This is a genomic window from Sphingobacterium sp. SYP-B4668, assembly GCF_027627455.1.
GTDB lineage: Bacteria > Bacteroidota > Bacteroidia > Sphingobacteriales > Sphingobacteriaceae > Sphingobacterium.
The window spans coordinates 1-22,303 of sequence record NZ_CP115483.1 but is presented as its reverse complement, the minus strand read 5'-3'; the positions used below and the strand labels follow the sequence as shown (position 1 = coordinate 22,303).

The following is a 22,303-nucleotide window of genomic DNA, read 5'->3' as shown; positions in this document are numbered from 1 at the left end:
TTAGTTGCCCAGTTTGCGAAGTGCGATAAAGGCCATTAGTCCAGCACCAATTTCGAGAGACTGCTCATCGATATCAAATGTCGGTGTATGTACCGCCGAATTGATTCCTTTTTCAGCATTTCCCGTTCCCAGCCGATAGAAGCAAGCCTTCGCCTCTTGTGAATAGTATGAAAAATCCTCTGCAGCGGGCCAAAGGTCCAATTCAACGACATTCTCTTTGCCCAAATACTCCTCTGCAAGTACTCTGGCTTGATGTGTCGTTTGCTCCTCATTGATTAAAAATGGATATCCCTTCCTAACCTCAAAATCGCATATCGCACCCATACTCTCTGCGATACCTACTGCCATCTTCACCATGCTTTGGTGAGCCTGAGCTCGCCATTTCTCATCAAACGTTCGAAATGTTCCTTCAAGGTAGACCTCGTCGGGGATTACGTTCGTAGCCCCATTAGCTTGTACCTTACCCCAAGAAAGCACGGTTGGCGTACGCGGATCTGCTACCCGACTAACAACCTGCTGAAGAGCTGTAACAATATGCGCCATTATCACGATAGGGTCAACATTCAGATGAGGGTGCGCACCGTGCCCCCCTTTACCCTTGATCGTCATGAACAGCTCGTCACAAGAAGCCATGTATTTTCCGGCTCTAAATCCAACCTTTCCTGTTTCGATAAAAGGCATCACATGCTGTCCTATGACTGATTTAGGCGTTGGGTTTTCTAATACCCCTTCTTTTATCATTAATGAGGCCCCTCCAGGTAATCGTTCCTCTCCTGGTTGAAAAATAAACTTCACCGTACCACCAAATTGTGACCTCAATCGATTCAAAATCATAGCTACTCCTAAAAGCGAAGATGTATGAGCATCGTGTCCGCAAGCGTGCATAACTCCGGCATTTGATGAACCATAGACCCTTCCTTCCACCTCCTGGATGGGTAAAGCATCTATATCCGCGCGCAGAGCAATCACCTCATCTCCCTCCAAATCCCCCTTTAACAGCGCAACGATTCCCGTCGTCGCCATCGTCTCAAAAGGAATATCCAATTCCGCGAGCTGCGATTTTATATACGCGGAGGTATTATACTCCTCAAATGAAAGTTCGGGATGACGATGGAGATGTCTTCTGGTAACAATGATTTGCGCTAATAATTCCTCTGCTAATCCTTTTACTTGTTCCTTCGAAATAGACATATTTTACTTACATTAACGATATACGTAGACGTCTTCGGTAAAGACGAAAACGTTATCAAATTGAGATCTCAATATTCGCATCAAATTATTTGCCTCTGCGCGACTTTCGAAATCACCGACTTTCACACGATAATTGGGTTCATCGTAGTTGACGTAGGCATCATAATCTTTATATAAATTCCTGAATCGGCTCTGCTCAGCATATGCTTCACTACGGTTAGGTCCAGAAAAAATCTGTACTCTAAATCCGCGAACTTTAACCCGCTTCATCTTAGACTTGTCCACGGCAGTCATACGACCTATAGCGACTGTCTTTTTATCAAGAGAGGGATTAATACCTTCTTCCGATCTATACTCCTGCAGGATAGATATTAAAGAGTCCTTTAAGACCTCCACCTGTCCAGATTGTTGGGCTTTGGCCAACGTCGCAGATCCATAAACCAAGATAAATAGTATTAATCCCTTTTTATACATGTTGTATTTTTTTGTTAAACAAAGATTAACTGTTCTTTCCGTGGCAGTTTTTATACTTCATTCCTGACCCACAAGGACAGTCATCATTTCTTCCAACGGTCACTTCTTTACGGATAGGCTGTGTTACCACCGCTTCTCTCGTATCATGTTGATCTTCATCACTTACACCTGTGGGAGACGTCAATTCAGCCTTAGACGCCACTACCCTTGCCGGTTGAGCTGGTACTGGACGAGCCTCGGAAACATCTTGAGCTTGTTGTCCAGGGATTTCTCCTTTGAACAAGAAACCAACAATCTCTTTGTTCATCGAAGCAAGCATCGATTTGAACAATGAATAGGCTTCCATTTTATAAATAATGATAGGATCCTTCTGTTCATAAACCGCGTTTTGAACAGATTGTTTCAAATCATCCATTTCCCGAAGATGCTCTTTCCAAGCCTCATCAATCAAAGCCAATACAATTCCCTTTTCAAAAGATTTGAAAACCTCACGACCGTTGGTCTCAATTGCTTTCTTCAAGTTGGTAGAGACCTGTATACCGCGAATCCCGTCAGTAAAAGGGACAACGACATTTTCGATTACATTTCCACGTTCAGCAAATACACTTGACAACACCGGAAGCGTTTGCGTTCCGATTTGCAAAGCCTTTTCGTGATAGTGAGCGATTACTTGATCGAAAAGACGATCAGTCAAGGTTGCAATATTATTTTGGGCAAATTCCTCTTTACTAATCTCCGGATCGATGGCAAACAAGCGAATTACTTCTATCTGGAATTCTTCGTAAGTACCGCCCTCTTTTGCCTCACTAACGATATCTTCGACTACATCAAAAATTGTATTGTTCAAGTCTACATCCAAACGTTCGCCAAACAGTGCATTTTTACGCTTTGTGTAGATTACTGTACGCTGAGAATTCATAACGTCGTCATATTCCAAAAGACGTTTACGAATACCAAAGTTATTCTCTTCCACTTTTCGCTGCGCTCGCTCAATAGATTTGGTCAACATGCTATGTTGCATCTCTTCACCCTCTTCAACCCCCATCTTCACCATGATGTTTGAAATTCGCTCCGAAGCAAATAACCGCATCAAGTTATCCTCCAAAGAAACGAAAAATTGAGAAGATCCTGGGTCACCTTGACGACCCGCACGACCTCTCAACTGACGGTCAACACGTCGTGATTCGTGGCGCTCAGTACCAATAATAGCGAGACCCCCTGCATTAATGACCTCTTCAGTCAACTTAATATCCGTACCACGACCTGCCATATTCGTCGCGATGGTCACCGTACCTGGCTTACCCGCCTCAGCAACGATATCGGCCTCCTTTTGGTGAAGCTTCGCATTCAATACATTATGCTTGATACCGCGCATCTTCAACATACGGCTTAGCAATTCCGAGATTTCTACAGATGTAGTACCCACCAACACCGGGCGCCCCGCTTCTGTCAATCGTTGTATCTCCATCGCTACAGCATTGTACTTCTCACGAGCTGTGCGGTAGATTAAGTCATTGCGGTCTTCTCGTTGGATTTGTCTGTTAGTAGGAATCTCGACCACATCCAATTTATAGATTTCCCAAAGCTCTCCCGCTTCAGTAGAAGCGGTACCGGTCATACCAGACAACTTGTGGTACATACGGAAGTAGTTCTGTAAGGTAATCGTCGCATACGTTTGAGTAGCATCTTCTACTTTTACATTCTCCTTCGCTTCGATCGCTTGATGCAACCCGTCGGAGTAACGACGACCATCCATAATACGCCCTGTCTGCTCATCAACGATTTTTACCTTACCCTCGTCAACGATATATTGATCATCTATTTCAAAAAGCGTATAAGCCTTTAGTAATTGATTAATGGAGTGGATACGTTCCGATTTAACGGCGTAGTCACGCAACATTTCTTCTTTTTTATTCACCTTCTCTTCGGCAGAAAGTTCGGATTTCTCGATTTCGGCAATTTCAGTCCCCACATCTGGAAGAATAAAGAAACTTGGATCCTCCCCAGAAGCAGTAATCAATTCAATCCCTTTATCTGTCAACTCTACTTGATTATTCTTTTCGTCGATTACAAAGAAAAGCTCTTTATCCACTTTAGGCATCTGGCGGTTTTGTTCCGCCATATAATAGTTTTCGGCCTTTTGCAAAACCTGTCTATTCGCCCCTTCGCTCAAGAATTTAATCAATGCCTTATTCTTAGGAAGACCTCTATAGGCCCTAAGCAAGGACATTCCCCCAGATTCTGGATCTGTACTGCCTGCATTAATGGCCTTCTTCGCATCATTAAGGACCGTATTGATATAGTTCTTTTGAGCATTTACCAAGCGTTCGATTCTGGGTTTCAATTGATAAAATTCGTGTTCGTCTCCTCTAGGGATTGGTCCAGATATAATCAATGGTGTCCGGGCATCATCAATCAATACCGAATCCACCTCATCAATCATGGCATAGTGCAACTTCCCTTGTACCAATGCATCCGGAGACTGTGTCATGTTGTCACGTAAATAGTCAAATCCGAATTCATTGTTCGTACCGTACACAATATCCGAAGCATATGCTTTACGACGTTGCGGCGAGTTAGGCTGATGCTTATCTATACAGTCTACGCTAAGACCATGGAACTCAAACAAAGGTCCGTTCCATTCGGAGTCACGTCGAGCTAGATAATCATTCACCGTTACGATATGTACACCTTGGCCCGAAAGCGCATTCAAATAAGTAGGCAATGTCCCAACGAGAGTCTTACCCTCACCCGTAGACATTTCAGCAATCTTACCTTCATGTAACACGATACCACCAATCAGCTGTACATCGTAGTGAACCATGTTCCACTTTACCTCCGTACCAGCAGCGATCCAAGTATTGCTCCAAAAGGCCTTATCGCCATCTATTGTGACATTTGGTTTGCGAGATGCCAATTCACGGTCAAAATCTGAAGCAGTCACTTCTATTTTACTGTTCTCTGTAAAACGTCTTGCCGTATCCTTAACCACGGCAAATGCCTCCGGCAATATCTCTAACAATATTTCCTCTAATTTCTTATCCCGATCTTTCTTTAGCTTATCTATCTTGTCATAGATTTCCGTCTTTTTCATCATATCGACATCATCCGCATCAGCTTCTGCTTTCAGCTCTGTGATGTCTTTGTCGATATCTGCCAAGTATTCTTTGATTCGGTTTTTGAAGTCTGTAGTTTTAGAACGTAGCTCATCATTGGTTATGCCGGATAACAGCTCGTATTCAGCTTTAATTTTGGTAACAAGAGGTTGTATCGCTTTGATATCCCTTTCAGATTTACTACCAAATAATTTACTTAAAAATTTTAACATAATTCTTTTTCTATCTCGATTTATAGCATTGTTCAATAATGGCTCCAAAACTATTTTGCAGACAATTTGACACTAATCGGGCAAATTTAGTCAATACATATGATTTAAGAATACAATAACATATCTTTTTTTATCCTTTTTAGGAAAGAAAAAGCTTTTTATTCGTATCCGGGATTAGCTTTAAAGCCAAAGCGTTATCAAACAGATAAGCGATCGCCTTTCTCCCCTCAACACCCAAATCCCTCGAATACGCATTTACATATAGCTCGATATGCTTGTACATAACCGCTTCACTCATTTCCTGTGCATGTTTACGGATGAAATCAAGGCCCGATTTGGGATGTTCAAACGCAAACTCCACACTTTTTTTCAATACTCGATTGATACGCTGCTTGATTTCCTTGTCCAACGAACGCCTCACGACTATACCTCCCAAAGGAATTGGGAAGCCTGTCGTCCGCTCCCAATAATCCCCAAGGTCTACAATTTTGAAAAGCCCTTTATCTTCATATGTAAATCGATTCTCATGAATGATTAGTCCTACATCCAGCACGCCATCTAACACGGCCTGCTCAATTTCGGAAAATATCACTTCCTCTTTTTGCTGCATTTGTGGAAATGCCAAGCTCAGTAAGAAATTTGCTGTAGTATAGGTACCTGGAATCCCCACCCGAAGTCCAGTCAAATCCTCTCCCAAGGGAATTCCCTCTGTTAAATAGTGCCCTAGTTTTTCCGCCAAACCTTTATTTTTTGTAATCAATAGCGGTCCCACCCCAAATCCGAGCGCGCTTCCTGCATCTAGAAGCTCATAGTCCTCAACAGCATAAGCAAAAGCATGATAGCTCAATTTGGTAATATCAAGCTCCTGCATAAATGCCTTTTGATTGAGCGTCTCCACGTCTTGATATTCCACCTCAAACTCCAAACCCTCAGTATCTATTTTTTGGTGGATAAGTGCATCAAAAATAAATGTATCATTAGGGCAAGGAGAAAATCCCAATGTTAGTTTCATTATCCTAATATTTTAAGTGTATACACCAATGCCAGTATTCCGATAAAAGTTGTCAGCATTATTCCTTTAGCCGTCCGTTCACCATCATTCCTATAGAAATAGCGCAGCAACAATAAGTTGCCAAGACCTGCTACAAGGTAGATGGCCGCAGGCTTACCAGGAGCAACGACTTGCTGCAGCTCCGTATATGTTGTCAAGAGATATGACACCATCGGAAAAAGTAATCCAATAGCCATGCCTAATACAAAATTATTCCCTTTCATCATTTCCCTAAACGTCAAAACTCCATGAATTTAGCTCTGGAATAGCATGGTGCGCCGTCATGTCATATTGTGTAGGTACAACTGATACATAGCCGTGATTCAAGGCATATGCATCGGTATCCTCTCCGCGGTCCTCCAGTTGAAATTTACCGGTTAACCAAAAGTAATCGCGATTATGCGGATCCACACGCTCATCAAACTCCTCTACCCATCGCGCCGCAGCCTGCCTACAAATCTTTATCCCTTTTATATCCTCTACATTCGGAAAATTGACATTCAAAAGCGTGTTTTTTGGAAGGCCATTGTTCAACACTTGTTGGGTAATCGCTGAAATGTACGATCTACACGGTTCAAAATTTGCATCATATGTAAAATCATCCAATGAAAAACCTACTGAAGGGATTCCTTCAATAGCACCCTCAACGGCAGCAGACATGGTTCCCGAATAGAGCACGTTAATAGAATTGTTCAGCCCGTGGTTGATTCCCGACACACAAATATCTGGTTTCTTTCCTTTAAAAATCTTATTTACGGCCAGCTTCACACAATCTACCGGAGTTCCGGAGCACTTATACATCTCCACGCCTTCATAGATATGAACCCTATCCAAACGCAATGGCCGTCCTATCGTAATCGCATGTCCCATCCCCGACTGGGGGCTATCTGGTGCGACTACCACCACATGTCCCAATTCCTGCATTTCTTCAATCAGCACTTTTATTCCAGGAGCCGTTATGCCATCATCATTAACCACTAATATGGTCGGTTTCTTTCTTGCCATGTTGCTAATTTAAAAAGAAAAATATAAAGCTGCGCCTTCTTAACAAATGCATAGCTATCTTATTACAATTTATTAAAACAACCGCATCGCTCCTTCGTTATCCACCGGCTATTATATGTGTCAAAACCTTTGAAAACCTTTTCGTAGATTCTTCCGCTATCCATTATCAAAATGAGCTAACTTAGGGATTTGTTCTACATTATTTACACGTAATATCTATAAATCTTATGAAACCCACTTTTGAATCAAGATATGCCATCAGTCCGCAAGAAAGTAAAACGCTTGACACGACAGGCTTAAGGAATAACTTTTTGATTGAAAATCTATTCAAAGCAGATCAGGTACATTTTGTATATACCCATTATGATCGCTATATGGTCGGAGGGGCTATGCCAATTACCCAAAAAGTGTCTCTTGATACCATTCCTGAACTCTTAAAGGAAGAATATTTCTTGAATAGAAGAGAGCTTGGGATCATCAATGTCGGGGGAAAAGGTGCCGTGGAAGTTGACGGCGTCCTTTTTGAGCTCGCGTATAAAGAAGCACTATATGTTGGTAAAGGTAATAAAGAGATTATCTTCAGTAGCCTTGACCCCGCTAATCCTGCAAAGTTCTATTTAAACTCCACTCCTGCCCACCGAACATTTCCAACAAAAAAAGTAAGCAAAGATAATGCTATAAAAAAAGAGCTCGGAGCATTAGAAACAGCCAATCACCGCATCATCAACCAAATGTTATTGAATACCGTTTTAGAAACATGTCAATTGCAAATGGGAATGACCGAGCTAAAACCGGGCTCTGTCTGGAATACCATGCCCGCCCATACGCATGACCGAAGAATGGAAGTATACTTCTACTTTGAAGTCCCTGCTGAACAATCGGTATGCCACTTCATGGGACAACCCGAAGAGACTAGACACATTTGGATGCAAAATGAACAAGCAGTCATATCACCACCATGGTCTATACATTCAGGAGCTGGCACCAGCAATTATACCTTTATATGGGGCATGGCTGGAGAAAATCTAGATTACGATGATATGGATAAAGTGGCTATTAACGACTTAAAGTAATATGCATGTATCTTATAGGGGTCAATCCTACAATATCTGTACCCAAGACATTGCCCTTATCTCAGACGTATCGAAAATATATAATATCTAAGCATGAAAAACTATTTTGCAACATTATTCCTGGCGTTGTCTCTTGCCTCTGCTACACATGCGCAGCATAAGATTGTCATCAAAAATAAGAGCCCGCACGCGCGAAAGGAGATTGTCAGTATTCCATATAGTTCCTTTAGCAAATACTTTAAGGTAGATTCCGTATTTACTATCGTGAACGAAACCGATGGCTCACAAATCATTCACCAGTTGGAAAGATTGGGGCAAGCCACTCCAAAAAACATACTATTACAAGTTTCCGTTCCCAGTAATGGACAGGTGTCACTATCCGTCAAACCACAGAAAGCTCAACCATTCAAAAACAACACATATGCGCGCTACGTTCCTGAACGCAAAGATGATTTTGCTTGGGAAAACGATGTCGTTGCATTCCGTGCATATGGAAAAGCCTTAGAGGGAAGTAGCGAAGATGCCCAAGGTTTCGATTTTTGGGCCAAACGTACAACAGATCTTATCATCGACGAGTGGTACAAGACAGGAGACTATCATGCCGATCACGGTAAGGGTCTTGATTATTACGCTGTGGGACAGACTTTGGGCGTCGGGGATATTGCTCTTTTTCTTAATCAAAAAATCCAATACACCAAGCATTACCGCCAATTCCAAGTTTTAGATAATGGTCCTCTTCGCTCGACCTTCAAGCTCATTTTCGAGCCCCAGGTAATCGCTGGACAAAACATCACCTTATCCAAAACCATATCGCTAGACGCAGGCAATCAACACAACAAAATACAAGTTGATCTCGTCAATACCGACAATTCCACAACCCCTATCGTTATCGGAATTGCTAGACGTGCTGAACAGCAACCAGCCTTTCTTTTTGCCGACAATAGCCTATCTTATTGGGAGCCAACTCTTGAAGACAAAGGCACCACTGGTACAGCCGTTTTATTGGGAAAAAATAAGGCAACTAAGCTTGACACTTCTGTACCAACGCAGTTCCTATTGCATGCGACAATCAAAAACAAAATTCCTTTTATTTATTACACAGCAGCGGCTTGGGATCGCGCAGGACAAATCACCACTGCCCAGAACTGGTTTGAGTTTATCAAAGTACTCAACCAAAATATTCAAAACCCATTGGTCGTGTCTTTGAAATAGAATAACAACCTAACGTAAACTTATTTTTAATACCATATAAAATGTCCATCAATACATTATTTGATCTAACAGGCAAGACAGCACTCGTTACGGGTTGCAAAAGAGGGATTGGCAAAGCCATCGCTGAAGCTTTGGCTCTAGCAGGAGCAGACATTATAGGTGTATCTGCTTCTTTGGAATTACAAGACTCTGCCGTTGAAAAGTCTGTCCGAGCTATTGGAAAATCATTCAAAGCATATCAAGCCGATTTTTCAGACAGAAAAAATCTATATGCTTTCATAGAAAAAGTAAAGTCCGAAAACCCCAGCATAGATATCCTCTTCAATAATGCCGGAAATATCCTTCGAGCACCTGCGGCAGAACATCCCGATGAATATTGGGACCAAATTATCGAAATCAATCAAAATGCACAATTTGTCTTAACCCGCGAACTCGGAAAAGAAATGATTGCCAGAGGCTCGGGAAAAATCATTTTTACTGCATCTCTCCTGACATTCCAAGGAGGAATCAATGTTCCTGGATATGCTGCATCCAAAGGAGCAATAGGTTCATTGGTAAAAGCTTTTGCCAATGAATGGGCATCAAAGGGGATTAATGTTAATGCCATTGCTCCCGGTTACATTGCCACAGACAATACAGAAGCATTAAGAGATGATCCTTCTCGGTCCAAGTCCATTCTCGATCGTATTCCCGCTGGGAGATGGGGCCAACCAGAAGACTTTATGGGTCCCGCCGTATTCTTAGCTTCTAACGCTTCTGACTACGTTCACGGCACAATCATGACCGTTGATGGTGGATGGATGGGGAGGTAGATGTTTTACAACATCTCCCTCTCTACCTGTGAAATCTTAGTTATCATAAAGCGTTTAACATCCGCTTTTTGAACTTCATCCAATACATCGACCAGATTTTTAGTAACCGATTCATCCGAAGGCTTGATCAAGACAATCATCTCCTGGCCATTTGTACTTTTAGATATAGTCGTCTTTGAGTTCATTAACAGCTCTCTAAGACCGAATTTTCCAAATGACACTTTTCTTGGTGTTTCTTTTGGGTCTGACTCAGCTCCTTTGTAATACGTTATTTCGTTGTTCCCTCCCAATAATAGGTTGATTGTACGGTCCTCACTTAATAAAATCGGTTTCGAAATAGGACTGGTCTTATCTGGCATAGCGACAGCCAGACTATTCGGGGTATTCAACGAAGTCGTCAGCATGAAAAATGTAATAAGTAAAAAAGCCAAGTCTACCATTGCGGTTAAATCCACCTTAGGCGTTCCGTTATTACGAATACCTCTACGTCCTTTTTTCCCTGTTTGCTTCTGTGCATTGTTTAGCTCTGCCATGATGTCGTAATTTAATGGTTATAAAAAGGGTTATTTATATTATGGATGTCCGTTACCCCCTTTTTCCATAAATAATCATCTCAAAAAAAGAAGCCCTTATTACTTTCATTTGAAGTAATAAGGGCTTCTTTTTTTCCTCAATCAACTGCATAAATCGTCAACTGGAAATGTAGACCGGTTTTATTTTCTAATTATGACGAGTAAAGGCCCTTCTTATCTATAAATTCAATGACCTTATCCGGGATAAAGAATTGTATATTTTTTCCCTCTTTTATCGATTTGCGAATGAAAGTTGAAGAGATTTCCATTTGAGGTGTGTCTGTTCTTGTGATTGCAGGGTGCTCGCTTAATGCTCCACCAGTATATCCAGGCCTTGGATATACATAAATATGATAATCGCGAAGGATGATATCAATATTCTTCCATTTCTCCAACGTTTCCAAATTATCCTCCCCCATAATCAAATGAAACTGCTTATCAATATGTTTAGCAGAAAGATGCGTCAACGTATCAATCGTATAAGAAGGAATGGGAAGATTAAATTCTATATTACTGGCTCTCAGACCCTCTGTTTGCTCAACAGCAAGATTTACCATCTCCAGCCGATCATATGGGTCAGCAAGCGTACTTTTCTTCTTAAAGGGATTTTGCGGAGATACCACAAACCAGACTTCATCCAATTCCGTATAATTGGCCATATAATTTGCAATGATCAAATGCCCTACATGGATAGGATTAAAAGATCCAAAGAAAAGACCAACCTGCTTCATATCAGCTTTATCCTATTTTATGAAATCCAACAAAAGGCGATCAGCATCAGCGCAGGCTGTTTGCAAATCATGATTCTTCAATATCACGTCAAATCGATCTGCAAAAGACAGCTCGTGCTCAGCCTTCGCAAACCGTTCACTCAATTTGTCCTCACTATCTGTTCCTCTTCCTCGTAATCGTTCTTTTAGAACTTCAAATGAAGGTGGCTGTACAAAAATCGACAATGACTGCTCCGGAAACTTAGATTTAAGTCTTAAGCCTCCCACCACATCAATATCGAAAATAACGTGTTTTCCTTTACTCCATATCCGCTCAACCTCAGCCTTAAGCGTTCCATAATACGTTCCAGAATACACTTCTTCAAATTCTATAAATTCCTGCTTTGCTATCTTATGCAAAAATTCTTCTTTAGATATGAAATAGTAATCCTTTCCATCAATTTCCTCCCCACGAGGTTCACGCGTACTCGCCGAGATAGAAAACTCAATCTTATCCGAGAATTTCTCTAGTAAATGTCTTACAATGGTTGTTTTTCCTGCACCTGATGGTGCTGAAAAAATAATCAACTTTCCTTCCATAAAGGTTACAAAACGTTAAGCAATTGTTCTTTTATTTTCTCTAATTCTTCTTTCATGCGAACGACGATTTGTTGTATCTCCGCATTATTGGCCTTCGATCCCAAAGTATTAATCTCTCTCCCCATTTCTTGAGAAATAAAACCTAGTTTCTTTCCGTTTGAATCAGGCGCATTAAGAGCCTCCAAAAAGTAATTGCAATGACTGCGCAACCTTACTTTCTCTTCGGTAATATCCAATTTATCAATGTAATAAATCAATTCCTGCTCAAAACGATTTTTATCGATATTTTCCTTTCCAACAGACTCCTCCATATATTGACTGATCCGTTCCCGAATAAGTGGAATTCTAGAGGTCTCCATAGATTCCACCTCCGTCATATGCACCAATATGAATTGTACTCGTTTCTCCAAATCCATACGCAAAACCTCACCTTCTTTTTCCCGAAAAACATTGAATTGTTTGATGGCATCATAGAAAGCTGCTAGCAAGACCTTACCTTCTTCTTCATCTACAGTATCGTCACTGTTGGTAACGACCTCTGGCATGCCCAAAGCCATCTCAAAAAGCGACACTTGCTTATCTCCCAATTCGAAAGCAATCTGTTGAAGTTGTGTATAATACTTTTTAAGAAGGGAAGCGTTGATATTAGACGCCTTTGCCGTTTGGTCGGCATACTCCACGTTCACCATAAGGTTTACTTTACCTCTCTCAATGAGCTTGCCACACTCTGCACGCAAAGTCAACTCTCTATCGGATACAGCCTTAGGAAGACGGATACTTAACTCCAGAAATTTTGAGTTTAAGGATTTTATTTCGACACTATATTTGACTCTTTCGTTGTCTCGAGTGCCCAATCCATACCCAGTCATTGATTTTATCATATGCAAAGGTATGAAAAGTAAAAAGAGAAAAGTAAAAAGAGAAAAGAAAAATCCCTTCTTTACTCTTTTAACCTCAGTTTCTCTGTTATATTTTACCAATCATGCTTGGCAATAATCACACACATATACGTTTTATACTTTGCTCCCTTCGGAATACGCACGTAACCAATCCCTATGTCTTGTAGTGATCCATTCCATTTGTCCATCCCCAATAAGTGCTTACGATGCATAAATCCCGGAGACCCCTTCCCTATAATAAAAGCCCGTATTCCCTCCTCTGCTGTCGGATGGTTAGCCGCGATGGATTCAAAATTATTGGCTTTTCGATTTTTCAACCAATCGGCATTTAGGATGTACCCTTCTTCTGCGATTTGTATATTGACACCAACCCCATCTGGAGTTACGTGATCAAAATAATTTCTTTCCGCCATATCCCGAGCTCGTTTTTCGGCGACACGAGCCAGTATAGGATTCCATACCAATTCACGACGGGTAACAGGTCCTATATCTGCAATATGCAGCTCCTTTTTATACTTCTCTGGGTGCATACGTATCTTATTGAGCAATTCAAATGCGTCTTTGGCCTCGCCCTTTTCTAAGGAAATCTGTTGAGCTTGGACAATAAATGTTAGCAGTGATATCACCGTCGTCAATATATACTTCATAAAATCAGTTTAGAGAAGGACGGTTAATCCCGTTGAAGGTTTAATCAACACGCCATTTTTAATTATATGCCATTTTACCCTTGAAAAATAAGGGTACTACTTTCTGTAAAGCAAGTAGCAGAATAGATTTTGCGAATGGCTAAATTTCTATGATTACCCAGGAAAAAATTGGTCCATCCATACACGTTGGAATATGCTATTAGATAGAAACTAAATACATAAAAAAAGGAAGCCTTAAGCTTCCTTTTTCTTTAATTTTTCCTTTACAACCTCAAAAATAATCGGCAGGACCGAAATAACGATAATCAGTAAAACTACCTTAGAAAAGTTATCGCGTATAATAGGAATATTTCCTAAAAAATATCCAGCCAACGTAATGCCGACAACCCACAAGATTGCCCCGACAATATTATATGTGATAAAGGTCCCATAATGCATTCTACCGATACCACCAACAAAGGGTGCTAAGGTTCGAACTATAGGTACGAATCGAGCAATTACAATGGTCTTGCTTCCGTACTTCTCATAAAAAGAATGCGTCTTCTCGATTTGTTCTTGCTTGACCAATTGTCGGCCGAACAATTTGATACGGGTCACTTGCATTCCAAATCGCCTACCAATAGAATAATTAAGCGAATCTCCTAAAATCGCGGCAACAAGTAAGATAAAAATCAAAACCCATACATTCAAATCATTAGGTTGCGCCGCTAACATACCTGCTGCAAATAATAAAGAATCTCCAGGTAAAAAAGGCATGACCACTACACCGGTCTCAATAAAAATTATTAAAAACAGAATGAGATAAGTCCAGGTCTGATAATCGTTAACAATTTCTATCAGATGCTTATCGATATGTAGAACAAAGTCTATTAATGCTGCTATTACTTCCAAAACCTTAACCTGCGCTATTTAACATTACCGGCATCACCAACATCAAGATATCTTCGTTATCATCTTTGACTGCGGGAATCAATAACCCAGCTCTATTCGGCGTACTCATTTCAATAATAACTTCTTCGCTGCTCAAGTTGTTCAACATCTCGACTAAGAATTTGGCATTAAAGCCTATTTCCATGTCTTCTCCTTCAAATTGACAACTCAAGCGCTCATGAGCTTCATTAGAAAAATCCAAATCTTCGGCAGAAATATGCAGTTCACTTCCTGATATCCGGAGGCGAACTTGATGCGTCGTTTTATTTGCGAAAATAACAACGCGGCGTAGCGTATTCAAAAACAACGACCGTTCCACTGTCAATTTATTAGGATTGACCTGTGGAATCACCGCCTCATAGTCTGGATATCGTTCATCAATCAATCGGCAAATCAAAAAGATATTGCCAAATTGAAAAAAGGCATTTGTATTGTTGTATTCTATTGTGACGCTAATATCATCAGATGGCAGGGATGACTTTAGCAACGAAAGTGCTTTTTTAGGCAATATTAATGACGCAGGCTTTTCCGTTTTGATGTCGGTACGACGATAACGCACCAATTTATGCGCATCTGTCGATACAAAGGTGGTAGATTGCTCTGCCAATTGCACCAACACTCCAGACATGGCTGGTCTTAACTCGTCATTACTTACGGCAAAAATTGTCTTATTGATTGCTTCTGCAAGCACGGGAGCGGGAATATTTACAGTAGATGTATTATCTACTGTCGGTATCTTAGGAAAATCATCAGCATTCTCACCACTCAATTTATACTTACCATCACCTGCACTAATCTCGATAGCCAGCGTTTTTGTATCAACTGAGAAAGCCACAGGTTGATCGGGTAAAGTCTTCAATGTCTCGATTAAAATTTTCGAAGGCATGGCTACTCTTCCTTCTTCTTTTGATTCTATCTGTAGAGAAGTAACCATACTGGTCTGCAAATCTGTAGCCGAAATAGTCAACGTATTTTCTTTGATTTCAAACAAAAAATTTTCCAAAATAGGCAGAACAGTACTGCTACTTGAAGCCCCGCTGATGGCTTGCAATTGTTTTAATAGAATTGACGTAGATACTATAAATCTCATTTCCTAATATACTTATTTTTACATGCAATAATACAGAAAAGAATCAACATATTTCATATCCACAAGATCTAAAAGACGAATATCCACCCATATTTAATTTAGGAAATGCCCAATCTAAAATAGATCTGCAAATAATATTTTGTTACATTTGTATATTAGCATTGATTTATGCAGTTTAGAGATATAATTGGCCATCAGGAAATTAAAGAACACCTTGTCCGTACAGTACATGAAAACAGGGTAAGTCATGCCCAATTGTTCTTAGGACCAGAGAGTTCCGGAAGCCTGGCGCTCGCTCTTGCGTATGCTCAATATATCAATTGCGAATCTAAACTAAGTGATGACAGTTGTGGGGTCTGCAATTCCTGCAGGAAGTATGCCAAAATCATTCATCCCGATTTACATTTCTCCTTTCCTTTTTTTGCAAAAGGAAAAGAAGAAACCTCATCTACTTATATAGAAGATTGGAGAAAAGCTTTTCTTCACAATCCATATTTAAATTTAGAATATTGGAGAAATCAATTAGAAGCAAATAACAAACAGGCAAATATCAACATAGCTGAGGCCCATGACATTATCAAAAAACTGAGCCTCAAAGCATTTGAAGCAGAATATAAAGTTTTGATTATGTGGTTACCTGAGTATTTAGACACCCAGGGCAATGCATTGTTAAAACTCATAGAGGAACCTCCTGAAAAAACACTTTTTTTACTAGTCTGTGAAAATCAAGATCGCATACTCAATACGATCATTTCCCGTACGCAACTCGTAAAAATAAATAAATTAAGTCATCAACATATACAGGAATATCTGGTAAACGAAAAACAGATAGCGGTAAATACAGCGAGTGAAATTGCTTTTATTGCCGACGGTAATTTGCAACACGCTTTGGATCTATTAAAGGAAACTAACGATCATTTTGATCTTTTGGTTCGCTGGTTAAGATTTATTGTCAGTGATGCAGGCTTACATCTCATTTCGCTATGTGATGATGAAATATCCAAATTAGGACGAGAAAACCAAAAAAGCTATTTAATGTATGCCATCAATATGATGCGTCAGATTATTCTAACTAAAGAAAATCTTCATAGCTTGGTTCACCTTCCCGAGAAAGAATTAGAATTTGTAAACAGATTTGCACCCCTGTTTGACATTAGACAAATTGAAGAAGCCATCAGCCAATTCGAAAAATGTCATTATTATGTCGAACGAAATGCAAATCCTAAAATATTATTTTTAGATTTATCTTTGCAATTAGTTTTATTATTTAAATATCAAACGTTCCCAACAGGGACTCAATATATATAATCAAATATGGGATGTAGCAGCTGCTCATCCGGTGGTGGATGTGGAAGTAGTACTACAGAAGTAGGTGCTATTCCTTCAGGATGTCAAAACAATGGCTCCTGTATGACCAGTGGATGTAATAAATTAGACGTATATGACTGGTTATCCAATATGGATATGCCATCAAATTATAAAGCTTTCGACATTGTCGAAATCAGATTCAAAGGATCCAGAAAGGATTTTTATATCAATACAGACAATCTCTATCTAGAAATGGGAGAAATGGTCGTTGTAGAGCCTGCAACAGGAGGATACGATATTGGTCATGTCTCACTAACGGGCGAATTAGTTCGCCTTCAATTGAAAAAGAACAATGTATCGATAGACACTGTTTCCAAGAAAATCTACCGAAAGGCCAACGAAGCTGATATAAAGAAATTTGAGGCTGCAAAAGACCTCGAATGGGAGACCATGCACAAAGCACGAAAACTGGCTTTAGATTTGGGACTTTCTATGAAGATTTCGGATGTAGATTATCAAGGAGACAAGACCAAGGCCACTTTTTACTACACAGCGGAGGGTCGTGTAGACTTTCGCGAACTCATCAAAAAGATGGCCGAGTCGTTCCGAATCCGAATCGAAATGAGGCAAATCGGTATGCGCCAAGAAGCAAGCAGACTTGGCGGGATTGGTTCCTGTGGTCGTGAATTGTGTTGCTCGACATGGCTTACCGACTTTAAAACGGTATCCACATCTGCGGCCCGTTATCAGAATCTCTCTTTAAATACCCTCAAGCTTGCAGGTCAATGCGGTAAACTCAAATGCTGTCTTAATTATGAGTTAGACAGTTATATGGATGCGCTAAAAGATATTCCCAATCACGTAGATAGAATTGAGACTCAAATAGGTACTGCATATCTCCAAAAGACAGACATTTTCAAAAAGGTGATGTGGTACTCGTATCCTAAAGCCGAAAATTGGATTCCACTACCCGTTGATAAAGTCAAAGAGTTTATAGAAATGAACAAGGAAGGCAAAAAACCAGAAGAACTGGTCAGTCCAATTGTTACGGAAGAGGTGGAAAAACCAATTGTATACGATTATGAAAATGTAGTCGGTCAAGATAGTTTGACCCGTCTGGATGAACGCAATCGTAAAAAGAAAACCAAAAACAAAAATAAAACCAAAGCAAAACAGACAACAGAAAAGTCTGAACAGGCTATACATAATAAAAAGGCAGGCGAAAAGCAAGAAGGCAGAACACAACCGCCAAAGCCTCAACAGCCGAAAAAAGAAAATAAATCAAATCCACCAGCTGCCGAAAAAGTGGAAGGAAGTGAAGGAACGGAAAAGCCGAAACGTAAATTTAACAATAGAAATAGAAGTAGAAATAGAAACAACAACGGTAGTAATAACAAAGGTGGACCATCTGCGGAGTAGCTCGCTTATATTATGAGAATATTTTTTTGTATAGCTTTTTTTTGGAATGTACTATTTCTGTCGGCCTGCGATCCGAATACTGTCACAGATCAAAATATATTGATTACGGACAAGACATGGCCATATCATATCGTACCAAAAATAAAAGTGCATATAACGGACAAAAACTCAACCTACGATGTATTTTTGAATCTAAGACACAATGGAGATTACAAGTATTCCAATATTTTTGTTCGTATACATGAAATAAATCCCCAAGGGGATATCAAAAAGGAAAGACGAGAGCTTAAATTAGCAGAAAAAGACGGCAAATGGACAGGAAGTAGTGCAGGAAGCCTATATGCACATCAAGCGCTTTTACATGAAAACTACCATTTTCCGGATACCGGGGTTTATATCTTTGGAATAGAGCAAAATATGCGTGAGAATCCACTCATGAACGTAAATGATGTCGGTATCAAAGTTGTCAGAAAATAGTTATGGATAAATTTAAACAATACTTGTTACATCCCAATTTCAGCTATATATACCTTTTTTTAGTCGTCATATGTGCTGCTTCTTTCTTTACGATGGATGATGAACATCCATTTAAAAAGTATATTTTTCCGATTGTCATTATCCTCTTTATTATACAGCGTTATCGCAGATACTTAATGCAGCGGTCCCAAAAGTAATTGGTTATGATTTGGTTAAGGTGGTTACTTTTTCCTTTTACAATCCTGTACATGATTATCATATGGACACGAAATCGTCTTTATGATCATCATATATTGAAAAGCAAATCTTTTGACTTTCCTACTATAGTTATTGGCAATCTAGCTATCGGAGGAACTGGAAAAAGCCCAATGACCGAATTTCTAATACGCCTACTAAAAGACAAACACACATTAGCTACCTTGAGCAGAGGGTATGGTCGTAAGACCAATGGCTTCAGATATGTTAGCGAAAGTTCCTCAGCGGAAGAAGTCGGCGATGAACCTCTTCAATTCAAAAGAAAATTTCCAACTGTAACGGTATCTGTATCCGAAGATAGGTGTTTCGGCATTGAACAACTAAAAGCTACACATGACATTATCTTACTCGATGATGCATTTCAACATCGAAAACTTCAACCCAGTTTTTCCATCCTCTTATTTGATTACCGATCTATAGACAAACTTCCACTATTACTACCAACAGGAAATTATCGAGATATGATGATGGAAAGTCATAGAGCTGATGTACTAATTGTCACTAAGAGTCCAGCTGAAATACGTCCAGACGAGCGATCTAATATAGAAAAGAGACTAAGAAAGCATAATCAGACTGCTCCTATATATTTTACTCATATCCAGTACAATACTGGTATAGATGCCAAAGGACGGCTATTTACGGGAGATTTAAGCGATACAGATGTATTGCTCATCACCGGAATAGCCAATCCAGCTCCACTCATCCAATATTTGTCCCCTCTCGTCAATAGGCTCGTACATATGCCTTTTGCCGATCACCACACATTCTCATCCTTAGATATTCAAAAAATAGAAGAGATGTACAAAGGTATTACCAATACAAAAAAAATATTCCTCACAACGGAGAAAGATTTTCAACGGCTGGATTATACCCCCTTACACCAGTACCCATTCTATTATATACCAATTGAAATTGGATTCGAAGAAGGATGTCAGCATATCTTCGAAACGAAGATTTTCGACCATATCAACGAATATATCCCTTCAAAATAATATATTTCCTCTTCCGGCACTCCAATCCACTTTATATTTAACATTTTTTTGCAACTTATGTGTTACATTTTAAATAACTGATATTCAACTTTTTACAAAAGACAAACGTGTTAAGTAATGTTAAAAAGTAACAAACATGATACAATTAGATACTAAAACATAGCAAACCGCTGTTATTAATGTAACGAATTCAATAATGAGTTTTAAACGCATAAAAATTTAAAAAGATGAAAAAATTAGTTTTAACAGGTATCGGATTTTTCTTAGCATTAGGATTAACATTTGCACAAACGCAACAGGCCCAATCACCAGAAGATAATGCAAAACAAGTTGTTACTGTATTAACCCAACAACTCACACTTACTGAAGAACAACAACCAACTGTATACAACGCTACATTAGAATATGCCAAAGCAGAGCAAGCATTATTTGCTGATGCAAGTGTATCAAAAGAAGTAAAAGCTGAACAAGTGGCTAAATTACAAGCACAGACAGACGCTAAAATAGTTGAAGTATTGACAGATGAGCAAAAACCTTTATTTGAAAAAATTGTCAAAGAGAGAGCTCCAAAAGAAATACCAGAAGCAGCTCCAGTTGAGGAGCAAACACCTACTACTCCAATAGAGCCCGTTCAACCAGTTGAACAGACTGAACCACAACAGTAATGGATAATAATGCAATAATAGGTTTCATAAATTAGCAATTAGGGGTCTTGTTAAGTAACAAGGCCTCTTTTTTGTAAAAAAAAACATGAAATCCTATTTTGCTATCCTACAAAAAAAAAGGTGGACTGATTTACAGTCCACCTTTTTTGATTCTTTTGTACCTGCTTAGGATGCCTTCAGCTTCTTCAAGATATCTTGTACGTAGGTCTTGAATTTCTTATCTGTCTCTATCAGATCTTCAACAGTCTGACAAGCATAGATTACGGTAGAGTGGTCACGCCCCCCAAAGAAATTACCGATGGACTTTAAGGATGACTTTGTATGATTCTTAGCTAAGTACATTGAAATTTGACGAGCTTGTACAATCTCGCGTTTTCGTACTTTAGATTTAACCATCTCTACTGGTACTTCAAAATACTCACACACTAATTTTTGAATATACTCCATCGATATCTCTTTGCTGGTATTCTTCACAAAGTTCTTCAACATGGACTTCGCCAGATTGAGATCGATTTCCTTTTTATTCAAAGTAGACTGAGCAAGTAGAGAAACCATGGCACCTTCCAGTTCACGCACACTGTTATCAATCTGATGAGCGACATACTCTACTACATTCTCTGGTAACTCAATACCATCTGAGTACATTTTTTTCTTAAGAATAGCCATTCTAGTTTCCAAATCTGGAACTTGGATATCGGCTGACAATCCCCATTTAAAACGACTCAATAGACGCTCCTCCAGTCCAGCTAAATCCTTCGGTGCCTTGTCCGAGGTTAGGATTACCTGTTTGCCAGATTGGTGAAGATGATTGAAAATGTGAAAGAAAATATCCTGTGTCTTTTCCTTGCCCGCAAAATTATGAACATCATCCATAATAATAACATCCATAGCCTGATAGAAATTTACGAAATCATTAATCGTATTATTCTTAAGGGAATCTACAAACTGCTGACAAAATTTTTCACAAGACACATAGATAACCAACTTATCTGGAAGATTACGTTTTATCTCATTGCCGATTGCTTGAGCGAGATGCGTCTTACCTAACCCTACATCACCATAAAGCATAAGCGGATTAAACGATGTACCTCCGGGTTTATTTGCCACAGCATACCCTGCAGATCTCGCTAACCGATTACATTCACCTTCAATGAAATTGTCAAAAGTGTAGTGTTGATTAAGTTGAGGATCGACTTGCAGTTTCTTTAATCCAGGAATAACAAAAGGATTTTTGATATTCTTATTCAAATTCACTGGAACCGGTATCGATTGACGTTTTCCTTCAGCTCCGTTTCCATTAGAGGGAATATTGGTAGTATATGGATTATTGCTGGATGATTTCTCGACAACAATATTATACTCCAACCTTCCCTGCTCTCCTAAAAACTTTTTAACGGTTTTACGGAGAATGCCTACATAATGCTCTTCAAGCCACTCATAAAAAAATAAGCTCGGCACCTGAATAGTTAAAACGTTCTCTTCAAGCTTCAGCGCTTTCACCGGTTCAAACCACGTCTTGAAACTTTGCGCAGGTATATTGTCTTTGATAATCTGAAGACAACTATTCCAAACACTTGCATACGTTTTTTCCAT

Annotated in this window: 22 protein-coding genes; 8 read left to right on the top strand and 14 right to left on the bottom strand. The window is 39.6% G+C overall.

The window, feature by feature from the left end; translation table 11 throughout:
• From OQ289_RS00110 to surE, 6 genes are all read right to left on the bottom strand, one after another.
• Positions 1-1,191 (bottom strand): M20 metallopeptidase family protein, encoded by a 1,191-nt coding sequence (locus OQ289_RS00110; protein WP_033563821.1) that lies wholly within the window; start codon positions 1,189-1,191, stop codon positions 1-3.
• Positions 1,192-1,203: 12 nt separating this feature from the next.
• Complete coding sequence (locus OQ289_RS00105) at positions 1,204-1,665, bottom strand: SPOR domain-containing protein (RefSeq protein WP_270088861.1); 462 nt, start codon at positions 1,663-1,665, stop codon at positions 1,204-1,206.
• A 25-nt stretch (positions 1,666-1,690) separates the two neighbouring features.
• Positions 1,691-4,993 (bottom strand): preprotein translocase subunit SecA, encoded by a 3,303-nt coding sequence (secA, locus tag OQ289_RS00100; protein ID WP_270088860.1) that lies wholly within the window; start codon positions 4,991-4,993, stop codon positions 1,691-1,693.
• Between the two features lie 139 nt (positions 4,994-5,132).
• Positions 5,133-6,005, bottom strand: coding sequence for a menaquinone biosynthesis family protein (locus OQ289_RS00095; RefSeq protein ID WP_270088859.1), 873 nt, complete (start codon positions 6,003-6,005; stop codon positions 5,133-5,135).
• The gene (locus tag OQ289_RS00090; RefSeq protein ID WP_270088858.1) at positions 6,005-6,271 is read right to left on the bottom strand and encodes a hypothetical protein; all 267 of its coding nucleotides are present in this window, start codon (positions 6,269-6,271) and stop codon (positions 6,005-6,007) included. The genes OQ289_RS00095 and OQ289_RS00090 overlap by 1 nt, the downstream gene beginning before the upstream one ends.
• A gap of 4 nt (positions 6,272-6,275) precedes the next feature.
• Entirely contained in the window at positions 6,276-7,049 is a 774-nt protein-coding gene (gene surE / locus OQ289_RS00085; RefSeq protein WP_270088857.1) for a 5'/3'-nucleotidase SurE, read from the bottom strand.
• Positions 7,050-7,276: 227 nt separating this feature from the next.
• On the opposite strand from surE, the gene kduI reads away from it, so the two are divergent.
• The 3 genes from kduI (at position 7,277) to OQ289_RS00070 (ending at position 10,146) form a co-directional block, all read left to right on the top strand.
• Positions 7,277-8,122 carry a 5-dehydro-4-deoxy-D-glucuronate isomerase gene (kduI, locus tag OQ289_RS00080; protein ID WP_270088856.1) on the top strand — a complete coding sequence of 282 codons (846 nt, stop codon included), beginning with the start codon at positions 7,277-7,279 and terminating at the stop codon, positions 8,120-8,122.
• Between the two features lie 93 nt (positions 8,123-8,215).
• Positions 8,216-9,334, top strand: coding sequence for a DUF4861 family protein (locus tag OQ289_RS00075; RefSeq protein WP_270088855.1), 1,119 nt, complete (start codon positions 8,216-8,218; stop codon positions 9,332-9,334).
• A 41-nt stretch (positions 9,335-9,375) separates the two neighbouring features.
• Positions 9,376-10,146 (top strand): SDR family oxidoreductase, encoded by a 771-nt coding sequence (locus OQ289_RS00070; protein WP_270088854.1) that lies wholly within the window; start codon positions 9,376-9,378, stop codon positions 10,144-10,146.
• 5 nt (positions 10,147-10,151) lie between these two features.
• Here the strand turns inward: OQ289_RS00070 and OQ289_RS00065 are convergent, their stop codons facing one another.
• The 7 genes from OQ289_RS00065 to dnaN all read right to left on the bottom strand — a co-directional run bounded on the left by OQ289_RS00065 (position 10,152) and on the right by dnaN (position 15,594).
• Positions 10,152-10,679, bottom strand: a complete 528-nt coding sequence (locus OQ289_RS00065) for an ExbD/TolR family protein (RefSeq protein ID WP_033563829.1) — start codon at positions 10,677-10,679, stop codon at positions 10,152-10,154.
• 191 nt (positions 10,680-10,870) lie between these two features.
• Positions 10,871-11,449: a nicotinate (nicotinamide) nucleotide adenylyltransferase gene (nadD, locus tag OQ289_RS00060; protein WP_033563830.1), complete on the bottom strand. Its 579-nt coding sequence runs from the start codon at positions 11,447-11,449 to the stop codon at positions 10,871-10,873.
• Between the two features lie 12 nt (positions 11,450-11,461).
• A complete protein-coding gene (gmk, locus tag OQ289_RS00055; protein ID WP_270088853.1) occupies positions 11,462-12,028 on the bottom strand; it encodes a guanylate kinase in 567 nt (188 codons plus the stop codon).
• Between the two features lie 5 nt (positions 12,029-12,033).
• Positions 12,034-12,909, bottom strand: a complete 876-nt coding sequence (locus OQ289_RS00050; protein ID WP_270088852.1) for a YicC/YloC family endoribonuclease — start codon at positions 12,907-12,909, stop codon at positions 12,034-12,036.
• A 92-nt stretch (positions 12,910-13,001) separates the two neighbouring features.
• The gene (locus OQ289_RS00045; protein WP_270088851.1) at positions 13,002-13,574 is read right to left on the bottom strand and encodes a CAP domain-containing protein; all 573 of its coding nucleotides are present in this window, start codon (positions 13,572-13,574) and stop codon (positions 13,002-13,004) included.
• A 234-nt stretch (positions 13,575-13,808) separates the two neighbouring features.
• Positions 13,809-14,465, bottom strand: a complete 657-nt coding sequence (locus tag OQ289_RS00040) for a DedA family protein (RefSeq protein WP_270088850.1) — start codon at positions 14,463-14,465, stop codon at positions 13,809-13,811.
• Positions 14,466-14,469: 4 nt separating this feature from the next.
• On the bottom strand, positions 14,470-15,594 hold the full coding sequence (gene dnaN / locus OQ289_RS00035) for a DNA polymerase III subunit beta (protein WP_033563835.1): 1,125 nt from the start codon (positions 15,592-15,594) through the stop codon (positions 14,470-14,472).
• A gap of 168 nt (positions 15,595-15,762) precedes the next feature.
• Here dnaN and OQ289_RS00030 point away from each other — a divergent pair, with 168 nt between their 5' ends.
• The 5 genes from OQ289_RS00030 (at position 15,763) to OQ289_RS00010 (ending at position 20,710) form a co-directional block, all read left to right on the top strand.
• Positions 15,763-16,902, top strand: coding sequence for a DNA polymerase III subunit (locus tag OQ289_RS00030; protein WP_270088849.1), 1,140 nt, complete (start codon positions 15,763-15,765; stop codon positions 16,900-16,902).
• A 6-nt stretch (positions 16,903-16,908) separates the two neighbouring features.
• Positions 16,909-18,321: a PSP1 domain-containing protein gene (locus OQ289_RS00025; protein WP_270088848.1), complete on the top strand. Its 1,413-nt coding sequence runs from the start codon at positions 16,909-16,911 to the stop codon at positions 18,319-18,321.
• Positions 18,322-18,333: 12 nt separating this feature from the next.
• A complete protein-coding gene (locus OQ289_RS00020; RefSeq protein WP_270088847.1) occupies positions 18,334-18,798 on the top strand; it encodes a gliding motility lipoprotein GldH in 465 nt (154 codons plus the stop codon).
• 203 nt (positions 18,799-19,001) lie between these two features.
• Complete coding sequence (gene lpxK / locus OQ289_RS00015; RefSeq protein ID WP_270088846.1) at positions 19,002-20,045, top strand: tetraacyldisaccharide 4'-kinase; 1,044 nt, start codon at positions 19,002-19,004, stop codon at positions 20,043-20,045.
• A 227-nt stretch (positions 20,046-20,272) separates the two neighbouring features.
• Entirely contained in the window at positions 20,273-20,710 is a 438-nt protein-coding gene (locus tag OQ289_RS00010) for a hypothetical protein (protein WP_270088845.1), read from the top strand.
• Positions 20,711-20,875: 165 nt separating this feature from the next.
• Here the strand turns inward: OQ289_RS00010 and dnaA are convergent, their stop codons facing one another.
• Positions 20,876-22,303 carry a chromosomal replication initiator protein DnaA gene (gene dnaA / locus OQ289_RS00005; protein WP_033563840.1) on the bottom strand — a complete coding sequence of 476 codons (1,428 nt, stop codon included), beginning with the start codon at positions 22,301-22,303 and terminating at the stop codon, positions 20,876-20,878.

Coding starts and splice junctions, on each gene's coding strand:
- OQ289_RS00110 (WP_033563821.1), bottom strand. CDS start 1,191: ATGTCTATTTCGAAGGAACAAGTAAAAGGATTAGCAGAGGAATTATTA.
- OQ289_RS00105 (WP_270088861.1), bottom strand. CDS start 1,665: ATGTATAAAAAGGGATTAATACTATTTATCTTGGTTTATGGATCTGCG.
- secA (WP_270088860.1), bottom strand. CDS start 4,993: ATGTTAAAATTTTTAAGTAAATTATTTGGTAGTAAATCTGAAAGGGAT.
- OQ289_RS00095 (WP_270088859.1), bottom strand. CDS start 6,005: ATGAAACTAACATTGGGATTTTCTCCTTGCCCTAATGATACATTTATT.
- OQ289_RS00090 (WP_270088858.1), bottom strand. CDS start 6,271: ATGATGAAAGGGAATAATTTTGTATTAGGCATGGCTATTGGATTACTT.
- surE (WP_270088857.1), bottom strand. CDS start 7,049: ATGGCAAGAAAGAAACCGACCATATTAGTGGTTAATGATGATGGCATA.
- kduI (WP_270088856.1), top strand. CDS start 7,277: ATGAAACCCACTTTTGAATCAAGATATGCCATCAGTCCGCAAGAAAGT.
- OQ289_RS00075 (WP_270088855.1), top strand. CDS start 8,216: ATGAAAAACTATTTTGCAACATTATTCCTGGCGTTGTCTCTTGCCTCT.
- OQ289_RS00070 (WP_270088854.1), top strand. CDS start 9,376: ATGTCCATCAATACATTATTTGATCTAACAGGCAAGACAGCACTCGTT.
- OQ289_RS00065 (WP_033563829.1), bottom strand. CDS start 10,679: ATGGCAGAGCTAAACAATGCACAGAAGCAAACAGGGAAAAAAGGACGT.
- nadD (WP_033563830.1), bottom strand. CDS start 11,449: ATGAAGCAGGTTGGTCTTTTCTTTGGATCTTTTAATCCTATCCATGTA.
- gmk (WP_270088853.1), bottom strand. CDS start 12,028: ATGGAAGGAAAGTTGATTATTTTTTCAGCACCATCAGGTGCAGGAAAA.
- OQ289_RS00050 (WP_270088852.1), bottom strand. CDS start 12,909: ATGATAAAATCAATGACTGGGTATGGATTGGGCACTCGAGACAACGAA.
- OQ289_RS00045 (WP_270088851.1), bottom strand. CDS start 13,574: ATGAAGTATATATTGACGACGGTGATATCACTGCTAACATTTATTGTC.
- dnaN (WP_033563835.1), bottom strand. CDS start 15,594: ATGAGATTTATAGTATCTACGTCAATTCTATTAAAACAATTGCAAGCC.
- OQ289_RS00030 (WP_270088849.1), top strand. CDS start 15,763: ATGCAGTTTAGAGATATAATTGGCCATCAGGAAATTAAAGAACACCTT.
- OQ289_RS00025 (WP_270088848.1), top strand. CDS start 16,909: ATGGGATGTAGCAGCTGCTCATCCGGTGGTGGATGTGGAAGTAGTACT.
- OQ289_RS00020 (WP_270088847.1), top strand. CDS start 18,334: ATGAGAATATTTTTTTGTATAGCTTTTTTTTGGAATGTACTATTTCTG.
- lpxK (WP_270088846.1), top strand. CDS start 19,002: ATGATTTGGTTAAGGTGGTTACTTTTTCCTTTTACAATCCTGTACATG.
- OQ289_RS00010 (WP_270088845.1), top strand. CDS start 20,273: ATGAAAAAATTAGTTTTAACAGGTATCGGATTTTTCTTAGCATTAGGA.
- dnaA (WP_033563840.1), bottom strand. CDS start 22,303: ATGGAAAAAACGTATGCAAGTGTTTGGAATAGTTGTCTTCAGATTATC.